12 protein-coding genes are annotated in these 12074 nt (G+C 50.0%); 5 read left to right on the top strand and 7 right to left on the bottom strand.

What is annotated here, in order from left to right:
• Positions 1-18 precede the first annotated feature (18 nt).
• The 6 genes from MHH82_RS01660 to MHH82_RS01635 form a co-directional block, all read right to left on the bottom strand.
• Positions 19-723: a PspA/IM30 family protein gene (locus MHH82_RS01660; protein ID WP_251500870.1), complete on the bottom strand. Its 705-nt coding sequence runs from the start codon at positions 721-723 to the stop codon at positions 19-21.
• Between the two features lie 157 nt (positions 724-880).
• Positions 881-1339 carry an Hsp20/alpha crystallin family protein gene (locus tag MHH82_RS01655; RefSeq protein ID WP_251500867.1) on the bottom strand — a complete coding sequence of 153 codons (459 nt, stop codon included), beginning with the start codon at positions 1337-1339 and terminating at the stop codon, positions 881-883.
• Positions 1340-1662: 323 nt separating this feature from the next.
• Positions 1663-1890 carry a helix-turn-helix domain-containing protein gene (locus MHH82_RS01650; RefSeq protein WP_251500332.1) on the bottom strand — a complete coding sequence of 76 codons (228 nt, stop codon included), beginning with the start codon at positions 1888-1890 and terminating at the stop codon, positions 1663-1665.
• Positions 1891-1956: 66 nt separating this feature from the next.
• Positions 1957-2199 (bottom strand): cold-shock protein, encoded by a 243-nt coding sequence (locus MHH82_RS01645; RefSeq protein ID WP_012818545.1) that lies wholly within the window; start codon positions 2197-2199, stop codon positions 1957-1959.
• A 222-nt stretch (positions 2200-2421) separates the two neighbouring features.
• Complete coding sequence (locus MHH82_RS01640; RefSeq protein ID WP_012818544.1) at positions 2422-2622, bottom strand: cold-shock protein; 201 nt, start codon at positions 2620-2622, stop codon at positions 2422-2424.
• A gap of 343 nt (positions 2623-2965) precedes the next feature.
• The gene (locus MHH82_RS01635) at positions 2966-5752 is read right to left on the bottom strand and encodes a glycoside hydrolase family 3 C-terminal domain-containing protein (protein WP_251500329.1); all 2787 of its coding nucleotides are present in this window, start codon (positions 5750-5752) and stop codon (positions 2966-2968) included.
• A 240-nt stretch (positions 5753-5992) separates the two neighbouring features.
• Between MHH82_RS01635 and MHH82_RS01630 the strand changes: the two genes are divergently transcribed.
• The 5 genes from MHH82_RS01630 to MHH82_RS01610 all read left to right on the top strand — a co-directional run bounded on the left by MHH82_RS01630 (position 5993) and on the right by MHH82_RS01610 (position 11537).
• Positions 5993-7678, top strand: a complete 1686-nt coding sequence (locus MHH82_RS01630) for a sigma-54-dependent Fis family transcriptional regulator (protein WP_251500326.1) — start codon at positions 5993-5995, stop codon at positions 7676-7678.
• Positions 7679-7840: 162 nt separating this feature from the next.
• The gene (locus tag MHH82_RS01625) at positions 7841-8824 is read left to right on the top strand and encodes a 2-keto-3-deoxygluconate permease (protein ID WP_012818541.1); all 984 of its coding nucleotides are present in this window, start codon (positions 7841-7843) and stop codon (positions 8822-8824) included.
• A gap of 54 nt (positions 8825-8878) precedes the next feature.
• Positions 8879-10174 (top strand): four-carbon acid sugar kinase family protein, encoded by a 1296-nt coding sequence (locus MHH82_RS01620; protein WP_036664833.1) that lies wholly within the window; start codon positions 8879-8881, stop codon positions 10172-10174.
• Positions 10171-11172, top strand: coding sequence for a 4-hydroxythreonine-4-phosphate dehydrogenase PdxA (gene pdxA / locus MHH82_RS01615; protein ID WP_012818539.1), 1002 nt, complete (start codon positions 10171-10173; stop codon positions 11170-11172). Before MHH82_RS01620 ends, pdxA begins: the two co-directional genes overlap by 4 nt.
• A 188-nt stretch (positions 11173-11360) precedes the next feature.
• Positions 11361-11537 carry a hypothetical protein gene (locus MHH82_RS01610; RefSeq protein ID WP_012818538.1) on the top strand — a complete coding sequence of 59 codons (177 nt, stop codon included), beginning with the start codon at positions 11361-11363 and terminating at the stop codon, positions 11535-11537.
• A gap of 63 nt (positions 11538-11600) precedes the next feature.
• Here MHH82_RS01610 and MHH82_RS01605 read toward each other — a convergent pair whose 3' ends face one another.
• The gene (locus tag MHH82_RS01605) at positions 11601-12020 is read right to left on the bottom strand and encodes a DUF1259 domain-containing protein (RefSeq protein WP_012818537.1); all 420 of its coding nucleotides are present in this window, start codon (positions 12018-12020) and stop codon (positions 11601-11603) included.
• Positions 12021-12074: the final 54 nt, after the last annotated feature.

Raw genomic sequence — 12074 nt, 5'->3', positions numbered from 1 at the left:
TCGATAACAATGAAATGGTTACTCCTTCTTGTTCAGCTTTTCTTTGATCGCTTCCAGTTCATCCTCGGCATTAGGAGGTGAAGTCGGGGCAGCTCCGTCCTTGCCCATGTTCTTCTCCAACTCCGCGATCAAATCGTCCAGGTCATCTCCCTTCGCTCCTGCGCGCAGCTCAGCCAGGGCCTCCGCTTCATCCAAAGCACGGTTCGCTTTCTCCTCCATGGTATGGAATGCCGCGTTGGCACCGCCCAAGGAGGATCGGCCGGCATTCAGCTCCTGCTGGGTTTTCGCAGCGGCCATCTTCCCTTTCAACTCGGCATAGCGAGCTCCCAGCTGACTCATATCCGACACCAGCTTATCCTGCAATTGCTTCATCCTGACGGCGTTTGCGGAAGCCGATTCGTGAGCTGCCTGCAGGTCGCTTAGCTTCTCGGCCTGCGCCGCTTTTCGCTCCAGGAACTTCAGGGCATCGCCTTCATTTCCCGCTTCCACGGCCTTCTCCGCATATCGCTGCAGCTTCTGGATTTCGGCGCTGCACTCATCCAGTGCCCGCTTCGCTCTCCGCTCATCCGAGAGCACGGAAGCGGTCTCCGCTTTCACCTTACCCAGATCGCCGTTCAAACTCCGCATATAGGTATCGATCGTTTTCTCCGGATCTTCCGTCCGTTCCAATAACGAATTCACATTCACCCTCATAATATCCTTAAACCTCGATAAGATTCCCATCATGTGCGTCCCCCTCGAAAAGTTTACATTTAACTTATAATACCCTATATACTCCCGATAGGTTTCATTTGCCGAAATTCATTGGCATATATGTAAATTTATGACTAAGAAAGCACAAAAAAATACCCCCGACCTTATGGATCGGAGGGCATATATATTAGATATCATCCCGGATCTGGATGCGTTTCTTACCAGGGTCAGACTTTTTTGGTATTTCAAGCTTAAGGACTCCATCCTTCAGGGAAGCGTCGATTTGGTCCTCGGCTATGTTCTGAACGTAAAATCTGCGCACATACTCGCCGTAACGGCGCTCCTTGCGGACGATGTGCTGGTTCGTATCCTCCACGCTCTGATCTTCCTTGCGCACGGCTTTGATCGTTAAGTAAGGGTCAGCGTAGCTGATTTCGATGTCGTCTTTTCGAAAACCGGGCAGCTCCGCCTCAACCAGATAAGCGTGCTCCGTCTCCTTGACATCCGTCTTAAACGACATCATTGAACCCTTGAACGGCGCGAATACATCATCAGGAAAAGCGTCGTTAAAGGCATCATGAAATGACTTCATCAGTTGTCCGAAGGCATCCTCTCTGCGCTTGCCGAATGGCATCAATTCAAACATCATGAATTCCCCTTTCTTTGACCTTATTTGACCTTACGCTTTTATTATATGCCCGGAACGTTTAAATGCCAAAACCGATGATGCAGGAATTTGCGCCAAAACAGCTCGTTATCGGGCGGTTTGATTAAGAAAATTGTTTGAATCTTTAAATTTGACCTTTTTTGACCTTTAAGATGATTCGTTTAAAGGTTCCTTCAAACGACTGGAGGCATGAAATAAAAAGGGACGCCCATGAAGGCGCCCTCTTCTCTTATATTCGTATGAAAGATACTGATCGAGAAGAGCGAGATTCCGTCAGTGTATGAGCACAAGACAGAACTGTCTTATCGCTTTTCCATAATTCGATCGATTTCACTTTTCAACAAAAGGTATCGATGCACGCTTCGCATGATCGGAACCTTAGTCAGCTTATTCTGATCGACATAGATCTTCATTTGATCTTTGGACAGACCTAACAAATGACCTGCCTCAGACACGGTTAATACCTCCTTGTTACTTGTAGCATTAAACGTTTTTTTCACCTTTAGATTCCAATCTTCGAATGCCTGCATGAAATCTCAACCTTTCTTGTACGCAACGAACGAGGGCAGAATGTTTATGGGACCGTGAGAACCGCCCTACGACTTCGCGTCCTTGCGCTGATTCTTGCGGTAAAGCTTGATTTGCTGATCCGACGAAACGAGAATCGGCAGGATTTTATTGCTGCTGACCATGGACGAGGCGCACTGTGAACAAACGGGAACATCCTTGAACGAGAAATTGTCTCGAATCCAACCGTTACACCCTTCCTTCGTACAAGACCAGATCGCGGTCATCTCTTCCGGCAGATTTTCCAGTGGTTTATTCCAAGAATAAGACAATGCATTTCCCCCTCAGCTACATTTTTTAATACTTTCGTGCTTTAAACTAGCAAGCCTACCCTTTATAAGAAATACGTCAATCGACGTACTCTAAAAGAAGACGGACCGCGTTTAGCGGTAGTTTTTCTTGCGATATCAGGCAGCAGATCCTCCGAAATTTATACTTTCTGATATCTTATAAAAAAATCCCCAAACGATACGTTTGGGGATCCTTTCACGAGTCTACAGTTTTACAACGTTCTCGGCTTGCTGTCCGCGGTTGCCTTGGACTACGTTAAATTCAACACGCTGTCCTTCGTCAAGCGACTTGAAGCCGTCACCTGCGATTGCACTGAAGTGTACGAATACGTCTTCGCCGCCTTCAACCTCGATGAAACCAAAGCCTTTTTCTGCGTTAAACCACTTCACTGTTCCTGTTTGCATAGAAACACCTCCTAAATTTATATGATTTTCTCATTTTTGGTTAAAAAACAAAAAATTCACATATTGCACAAGGTTCCTAATCAAAATAATAACCCTCTGCAATATGTGAATCTCAGGTCAAAATCCCAATAAACTTATTATACCTCAATGGATGTGGAATAGCAAACGACGAATGTTTTCCAATTCACTGCCGAAATTTTTAAGAAACCCTAAAAGAAGCCCGCTCCATGAGCGGGCCGCCTTCGTTATTTTCAAAAGAGAAGCATCGGACACTTACCATTTAATTTCATGTATCAATGAATCAGGCTAAACGGTACTTTGCGATATCCCATAGTGTTTAGATCTAAACCCGTTTCAATTCAATCCACTCGATCTGCAAGCCCGGCTTGACGAAGTCCAGTTTCATCTCGTAATAACCCGCTTCCAGTTCCACTTTGACAAGCTTCTGCCGAATCCATCTGCCGTCGGTGCCATTCGTTTGAATCGTGGTAACCGGCTGATCGTTCAGCGTGACGTTGCAGGCGCTTTGGGCCAGTTCCGATTCCGGCGACATGATGCGCACAATGATTCGGTACTCACCGGATTCCTCCACCTTCATATATGTTGATCCCGCTGCAGCCGGCTTCACTTGCGTGCTCTCCGATAAGGCTTGCGCTGATACCGACTCGAGGGAAGGATCGGCTTTAAATGAACCCACGGCTTCCTCGATCACCTGCTTTCTAGAGAAGACCGGCGCATGCATCAGGAATTGGCAGATGTTCATGGCGCTGCGCTGCAGCTCTCCACGGGTCAGCGTACCATTTTCCAAGGATGCCAGCGTATTGTCTTCCCAGGCGTTGATTTCTGCTCCGTAGTTCATGACCACCATGTACAAATCGTTTTGGGCACGGACCATCCAGTTCGTGTTTTTTCGATCGGCCGGGCCTCCGTTTACCACGTCGTTCATAATGGCCCACCAATCCGTCATGACGATGCCCTGGAATCCCCACTCTCCGCGCAGAATCGTGGTGTTCAGATCATAATTGGATGCCGCCCAGTGCCCATTGATTGGGTTATACGAGGTCATGATGGAGTTCGCCCCGCCCTGCTTCACCGCGATTTCAAAGCCTTTCAGATAAATTTCCCGAAGGGCCCGTTCGGATACGACGGCGTCGACTTTGCTCCGATGCTTCTCCTGGTTATTACAGGCAAAATGCTTCAGCGTGGCGTTGGAGCCGCCCTTCATAATCCCGCGCGTGCACGCCGCAGCAAAGGCGCCGGAGATGAGCGGATCTTCCGAGAAATACTCGAAATTGCGACCGTTCAGCGGGCTGCGCCGAATGTTCAGACCAGGACCAAGCAACGCATCGATGTTGTAGCTAAGCAGCTCCCGGCCTTCCATCACATAGAGCTCTTCGACCAGCTCCGTATTCCACGTAGCTGCAAGCAGGGTGCCAATGGCTACCTGCGTTGCCTGCTGCCCGCTGTCCATCCGAATACCGGACGGTCCATCCGCGGTGCAAGCCACCGGAATGCCGTAGTCGAGCAGGCGGTCGCTCACGCCGCCAAAAGCCGATGCCGTCCCTGCCGTAACCAGCGGACTGCTCATGCCTTCTCCTCTGACGATGACCGCCAGATCTTGATCGCTAAGCTGGGCGATGAAAGCCTCCATACTGACTTTCTCCTCATGGACGTCCCTTAAGGTATAGCCTCGATTGCCCGTTTGCTCCAAGGTCGGCGGCAGGTTCAAGTGAATGCGCTCTTCCATGGCAATCGTGCGCTTCGGCACCTCCGCAAATGTAAGCTCGTACGAGCCGTCCTCCCTGCGAACGCCCGGCTTCATTCGCGTGAAGCTCTCCGTTGGCGCCATGGCTTCCTGAAGCTGCTCGACAACTTGCAGCGTTTCTACAACATAACCTTCTTGACCATCCAAGCCGATAGGCTGCACATTTCTCACGCTGGTTCCCGCGTACAGACGGTACGTTCCGGCCTCCAATACATAGGCTGAACGGCGGCCCGTCACGCCTGCATCGTCATAGGAGGCCATGGCATGAACCGGGAACTGGAGCGTTAGCTGCTGCGATTCCCCCGGCTGCAGCTCCTGCGTCTTCCCGAATGCGGCCAGAACTTTGGCAGGCTGACCCAGCCATCCTTGCGGTGCTTCATAATAAACTTGCACAACCTCTTTACCTGCATAGACGGTCCCGATATTGGTCACCTTCACGCCGATCTCAACGGTTTGTGCTCCCTCTCTAACCGCGAGCCTGGCTTCTTGCGGCTCGATTCGGAACTGCGTATAGGACAATCCAAACCCGAATTCATACTGGACGGCTGCGGGTCGAAACGTTTCGAAAAAACGGTAGCCCACATAAATATCCTCTTGATACAGGTTCTTAAGCTCATTGCCATAATTGCGGGTCGATGGATAATCCTCGATCGAATAAGCAATCGTATCGGTCAGTTTGCCGCTGGGCGTCACCTTGCCCGCCAATACGTCTGCAATGGCGTTACCGCCCTCCATGCCGCCGTGCCAAGCATAAATGACTGCAGAAATCGGGTGCACATAACCTTCATCGAGCATCCAGCTCATATCGATAATGTTGGATACATTCAGGACTACAACGGTTCGCTCGAAGTGTGCGGTCACCTGCTGCAGCATGGCTTTTTCTTCGGACGTTAACTGGTAGCTGCCCGGCTCATTGGCATTGTCCTGATCTTCACCGGCCGTCCGCCCGATGACAACGATCGCCTTGTCGGATGCCCGTCTTGCCGCGGTGACCAGCTCATCGGTCAAAGGCATTTCCTTCTGATGCCACGGCTCAGCCGCCCAGCCGCCCCCGCCGTTATCGAAAGGATTCTGCTCGATCCACTGCTCATAAACGGCAGCCAATTCTTCATTGACGGCGATGCCCTTCTGATCCCGAAGACCGCCCAGCAGATTCGTTGTATGGGAAACATGAACGCTGCCTCCCGACCCCGTACCGCTGCGGTAATAATGGATCTGCGTCCTGCCAAAAACGGAAACGGTTTCGTTCGACTGCAGGGGCAGAGCCTGTCCTTCATTCTTTAACAGTACGGCACCTTCGGCGGCAACTTTTCGGCTGAACTCCGCAAAGCCTTCCAAAGGAGCTCCCACTCTCTGTGTACTCAATATGTTCCCTCCTGTTTGTTTCTCCAAATCACCAAGCCATATGAAGAAAGATTGTAAATGCCTGACGAATTCCAACATTAGGTATTAGGCATCTATGTACTATCATAGTAACAAATTCCGTAGGGGAATACAGTGCAATGTTCGCAGGATGCGATGAAGTTGGCTATAATAATGTAAACATCTATATTCCGTCAACACGGATATGCGATTGGATGATTTTGAATGAAGGCAGGATCAGTTATGCGTATACGTGTCCATATGATCGCTCCTTATGAAGCGATGGTTCCCATCATACAAGAATGCATTCCTCTGTTTCCCCAGTTAGACATACAATACGCCGTCGGCGACTTGCAAAAAGGGGCCGAGCTGGCAGCTTCGGCTCAAAACAACGGAGCCGAGGTGATTATCAGCCGCGGCGGAACGGCCCAGCTGATTAAAGCCGCGGTATCCATCCCCGTCATTGACGTCCACCTGTCCGGATACGACATGATCCGTTCCTTGACGCTGGCGAGCCAGTTTAACGGAAAAACCGCCATTGTCGGCTTTTCCAATATTACATCGGGCGCCCAATCGATTATTGATTTAATGGATCTGCCTTTAAAAGTGTATACCATACACAGCTCCGAAGATGTTGCACGGTTATTGCTGGAGCTGAAAGCTGCCGGATACCGGCAGGTAGTCGGGGATGTCATCACCGTCCATACGGCCGAGGCTTACGGGTTAAAGGGCCTCCTCATCCATTCCGGCAAAGAATCCATCATGCGAGCCTTGGACGATGCCCAGCTCATCTACCGCTACCTGAGCAACAACCATACCGTTTCAGCCATTCTGAACGATCTTATTGCCAAGGAACACCCCAATCTCGTGATTTTTAACGATCAGAATGAAATCGTATATGAGCAATTAGCCGATTTTGAGCACAGCCCTTTGACGGATAACCATATCTATCTGATCAATACTAATGTAGAATTCCACAAATCCCAAGTGCAGAATGTTTTTACGATGGACGATTACCAGCTTTCCGTTACAGCCTATGAAACCTCATTGGAGAACAGAAGCTATAAAGTATACTCCTTGGAAAAAGGGCGGCCCTATGAATTTGCGCAGTCAGGCATCAAAGCCTACGCTGAACCATTAGCAGAGCCGATGATTGCCGAATCCGCTGCCATGCGCACCACGTTGGCAAGCATCCAAGCTCTGTATCAACATCATGAGCCCATTCATCTGCTTGGCCGGGAAGATACGGGCAAATCTTTCATCGTGAAGTATATTCATCAATTGTACGCGGACGGCGGATTGCTGCTCCAGATCGATTTAGCCCAGGTTTCCCCGGATCAGTTAGGAACCCTTCCGCTGTCCAAAGCCAGGACCGTGGAATTCATCCATGTGGAAGAATGCATACAGGATCCGAGTTTGATAGCATTTGTGGAGACCTGCCTAAATAGGGGGATTGGCGTATTCATACTTAGCGATCGGGCACTTGACCTACACGAAACCCCGAACATGAGCCTGAATACGATCATCATGCCTTCGCTTTCGGACCGTTTGGAGGATCTGCCTTCGCTTATTCAGCTCTTTTTAAGCCGATACCATCAAAAATACGGGACGGCGGCGGTCAAAATAAAGGAAGATGCCTTGCAGCTGATAAGACAGAATGCTGCGCACATGACGATCGGCCAATTAAAGCAGCTCATTAAACAGGCTGCGATGAACGAAACCGACTATGTGATTTCAGCCGATACACTAGCACGCTTGCTCGATCATCAGCCTCCAGCCTCAAACCCTATTCCGTTGAAAGGGACGCTTAAAGAGATCGAGAAAGGCATTATTCAATACGTACTCCTCGAGGAAAAGAATAACCAATCTAGAGCAGCCGAACGATTAGGGATTAATCGGGCCACGCTTTGGCGTAAACTTAAAGAATAAATTTAAGTTTACGTCTTTTTTTTTATCTTTAGTGTTGCAATTTTAAACAATTTATTAGATTTATCTCATTTACAGAAATTATATGTTGCTAAAACAAACAATTTGAACTAGTATAATTACTGCAAGCGCTTCAATAAAACGATTACACAAGGAGCTAACATTATGAAAATTAAAGCGACATTAGATCGTATCCCTGGCGGTATGATGGTTGTTCCCCTCCTCATCGGAGCGTGCATCAATACATTCGCACCAAACGCTTTGCGGATCGGCGGGTTTACGGAAGCCTTATTCGTGAACAGCTCGAGTACGCTCATCGCCCTTTTCTTATTGATTGCCGGCACGCAAATTACGTTCAAAACAGCGGGTTCGTCGGTCGGAAAAGGCGTCACGCTGCTTGTGTTTAAATGGGCGATAGGCGCATTATTAGGTTTGGTCGCCATCCTGTTTGCGGATTCCAATGGATTATTCCTGGGTCTTGCCCCACTTGCCATTATCGCCGCGATGACGAATTCAAACGGCGGACTGTATATTGCGTTAGCCGGACAATACGGAAAAGAGGATGACAAAGCTGCCTATCCTTTCCTCGCATTAAGCGACGGACCGTTCTTGACGATGGTGGCGCTCTCAATCTTCGGCGCTATGGGCTTTGCCAACGGCATGTTCTCGGCGATGTCTTTCGTTGCCGTACTGCTTCCGCTGCTCGTCGGCGTCGTCATCGGGAACCTGGACCGGAATATGGCCGATTGGCTGCATAAAGGCAGCGACAAGCTGGTTCCGTTCTTTGCCTTCTCGCTCGGTATGGGCATCAATTTCTCATCCATCATTCAAGGCGGACTCAGCGGTATTCTGCTTGGCGTGCTGACGGTACTGCTCACGGGCGGCATTGGTTTCCTGCTGTTCAAGGCAATCGGCTGGAATCCGATTGTCGGTGCTTCCGAAGGCTCCACGGCGGGTAATGCGGTAGGCACGCCGGCTGCGATCGTCGCCGCGAATGCTTCCTTCGCGCCGATTGCCGAAATCGCGACCGTGCAAATCGCCGCGAGCGTCGTGACGACCGCCATACTGCTGCCTGTCTTCATTGGTTTCCTGTCCAAGAGACTGGAGAAATCAGGCGGCGTCGAAAAATACAACAACCCTGCAGCATAGAGGTTATCCCTAACCCCTCGATTGCATCGTTTTTCTCAAGGAGGAGGTAACTGCATGAAATTAGCCATCATTGCAGATGATTTGACAGGTGCCAATGACAGCGGGGTCCAACTCGCTCGTCATGGCCTTAAAACAAGCGTTCTGTTCGATATGGACCAAGACAACATTCGTCATTACGATGCCGTTGTTTTTGATACGGACAGCCGTTCCATAACACCTGAAGAAGCTTATCAGCGAGTAAGCCGGGCCGCTCAATTTTTAACCGATGCCGGGTTTGATACGATTTTCAAAAAAATGGACTCCACCATGCGCGGCAATATCGGGACCGAAATTGATGCGTTATATGATGTGGTGAAGCCGGACTTTATGATGATCGCTCCGGGTTATCCCAAGAACAATCGAACCATTCTCAACGCTACCCATTACTTGAATGGAGTACCGTTAGCCGAAACCGAGATTGCCCATGATCCCAAAACGCCTGTCACCCACTCCTATCTTCCCGACTTGCTGAAGCTGCAAACCAAGTATGCCGTCGGCGAGATCTCAGTCCGTGACCTGGAAGCTGGAGCAGGCCGCATTGAAGGCAAATTAAAAGAGTTTCAAGAACATAACATACCGTATGTGCTGATCGATTCCACGGAAGAAGCTCATTTGGAGTTCATCCTGCACATCACCGGTCAGCTTCCCTACAAGTTCGCGTGGGCAGGCTCCGCAGGCATTGCCAACTATCTGCCAGCCCATTATCATATTTCGTCCAAACCGAGGGAGCTTGCCATCGCGCAGAATCAGGGACCGATCCTTACCGTGGTCGGCAGCGTGAATAAGAACTCCCGTGCCCAGCTAAAGCTTTTGCTGGAACATACCGACGTGGTTCCCGTGCATTTCGAGTCCTATAAGGCTGTGTCCGATTCAGCGGAGCGTATGGAAGAAATGAATCGCGTCTATCAAGAAGTCAAGCTGCACGCACTGGAAGGCAAAGATATCGTGATCTATTCCACGGCGGAGTCCTCCGACATCGAACAGGCCCGTGCCGTAGGCGAAGCCCGCGGGCTCAATCACACCGAGGTCAGTAATGAGATTGTGCGCGCCATGGGAGAGATCTGTGCCAAGCTGCTGGAGCACGGCTATTTCAAGGGCGTATCCATGACAGGCGGAGACACGGCCAAACAAATCTGCATGCAATGGAGCATTAGCGGCTTCGAATTGCTGGACGAGCTGGAAATCGGCGTGCCGATCTCGAAATTTCTGGGGATCGACGATCTGTATGTGGTCACCAAGGCAGGCGGATTCGGCAAGCCGGACGTATTTATCCATGCGATTCAAACGATAAAAGGAGGTAATCCAGCATGAAACCGACGGTTGGAATTACGATGGGCGATGCGGCAGGCATCGGACCCGAAATCATTATGAAGGCCTTATCCCATCAGGAGATGTACGATAACTGCAACCCGCTCGTGATCGGCGACGCTAAAATACTAGAACGCGTGCTTCCGATTATCGGCTCAAGCCTGAAGGTGAACGCCATTCAAGAGCCAGCCGAAGCAACATACGAGTTCGGCACCGTAGACGTCATTGATCTGGACCTCGTGCCGGCTGACCTTGCATTCGGCGAGGTATCGGCCGTCGCGGGAGATGCCGCTTTTCAGTTTCTGGCCAGAGCCATCGATCTGGCGAAGCAGCGGAAGATCCATTCCATCTGCACGGCTCCGCTGAACAAGGAAGCTCTGCATCAAGGCGGACATATGTATCCGGGTCACACCGAAATTTTGGCTGATCTCACGGATACCAAGGATTTCTCGATGATGCTGACGACCCCGAACCTGCGGGTCATTCATCTGACGACGCATATGGGATTGATCGAGGCCATTCAAAGCATCAACCCGGAAAGAACGTATACCGTCGTCAAACTGGCCCACGATACCTTGAAAAAGGCCGGTTTCGACAATCCCAGAGTCGCGGTCTGCGGAATCAACCCGCATGCGGGCGAGAACGGATTGTTCGGTAACGGCGAAGAAGAAGAAAAGCTGCTCCCGGGCATCCAGCGCGCTCAGCAGGAAGGCATTAATGTAGTCGGCCCCCTCCCTGCGGATACGTTGTTCTTCAGAGCCGGCCGAGGCGATTTCGATATCGTCGTGGCCTGCTACCATGACCAGGGACATGCGCCGATCAAGGTCATGGGCATCGAAGAGGGCGTGAACATTACGGTCGGACTGAAGGGCGGCATCATCCGAACCTCGGTCGACCATGGCACCGCCTTCGATATTGCAGGGAAGAACATCGCCGATGACAAGAGCATGCTCGCCGCGATTCGCTCTGCCATTGAGCTTGCCCCGAAGGATCAAATGTAATCGTGTGACGACCGAAGATGTCATATGTAAAAAAGACCCGGCTTCCGCCGGGTCTTTTTTTTTCTATGCCTGGAGAGAATAAGGCTAGCCCCTCGTTCAAGCCAAAGCTGTAGTTACGAATAGCTGCATGACCGCCAGCACATAATAAACATCACAATCGATTCCAGTAAATAAGGAGGACCTTTCCATTGAGCACGAACCAACCGGACAAAAATCTGATTAACACGGTGGAACAACTGGCAGAGACACCCGTGAACAGCCATGAGGCCCAGCAACAGCAGCAAGCCCGCAATGATCGCAGAAAACAAGCTCTGCATGACAGTGACGGCAAATACAAAGAGAATGAATCCAAGAACTATCACTAGGGAGTAACCTCGTAAAAAAGCGACCGATCACGGTCGCTTTTCTAATATTTTTCTATCCGATAGTTAACCTAAGAATGCAATAGAACGCTTTACTTTTCTTGCAAATGCAATGGGATCATCGACGGACTCCCAGTGAACATACATCAGGCGGGGATTTTCAAACAACCAGTGATTGTGGACGGCCGTTACTTTAATCCCGTTCTTACGAAGATTCGACAGCAATCGATTCACTTGGCCTTGGAAGAGAGCCGTTTCTCCCAAACAAAGCGCGCGACCGGAACTGTCCAGAGATTCAAACGAGAAGAGTTGGTAACGGATCAAAGGAGAAGTGGTACGTCTACCTAAGATAGATGCGTTTACTCTTCTATTTCTGGAGACAAAGCAAACTGGGCCTTTTGTAATTTCATGCTCCGTTCCGCCTAAAATACTTGAGAATTGGTCACATAATCTTCTAAAGCGAGGACTTGCTTGCACTTCCGCCATACGTAATCATCCTCTCATGAAATGATAGAAATATGAACGATATGACTCAACCGC

It is taken from the genome of Bacillus sp. FSL K6-6540 (assembly GCF_038007545.1).
This window is presented reverse-complemented; position numbering and strand designations above follow the sequence as displayed.

Excerpts from the sequence above, each read along its gene's own strand:
- MHH82_RS01620 (WP_036664833.1), top strand. The coding sequence starts at position 8,879 with ATGAAATTAGCCATCATTGCAGATGATTTGACAGGTGCCAATGACAGC.
- MHH82_RS01655 (WP_251500867.1), bottom strand. The coding sequence starts at position 1,339 with ATGTTTGAATTGATGCCATTCGGCAAGCGCAGAGAGGATGCCTTCGGA.
- MHH82_RS01650 (WP_251500332.1), bottom strand. The coding sequence starts at position 1,890 with ATGCAGGCATTCGAAGATTGGAATCTAAAGGTGAAAAAAACGTTTAAT.
- MHH82_RS01630 (WP_251500326.1), top strand. The coding sequence starts at position 5,993 with ATGCGTATACGTGTCCATATGATCGCTCCTTATGAAGCGATGGTTCCC.
- MHH82_RS01640 (WP_012818544.1), bottom strand. The coding sequence starts at position 2,622 with ATGCAAACAGGAACAGTGAAGTGGTTTAACGCAGAAAAAGGCTTTGGT.
- MHH82_RS01625 (WP_012818541.1), top strand. The coding sequence starts at position 7,841 with ATGAAAATTAAAGCGACATTAGATCGTATCCCTGGCGGTATGATGGTT.
- MHH82_RS01605 (WP_012818537.1), bottom strand. The coding sequence starts at position 12,020 with ATGGCGGAAGTGCAAGCAAGTCCTCGCTTTAGAAGATTATGTGACCAA.
- pdxA (WP_012818539.1), top strand. The coding sequence starts at position 10,171 with ATGAAACCGACGGTTGGAATTACGATGGGCGATGCGGCAGGCATCGGA.
- MHH82_RS01660 (WP_251500870.1), bottom strand. The coding sequence starts at position 723 with ATGGGAATCTTATCGAGGTTTAAGGATATTATGAGGGTGAATGTGAAT.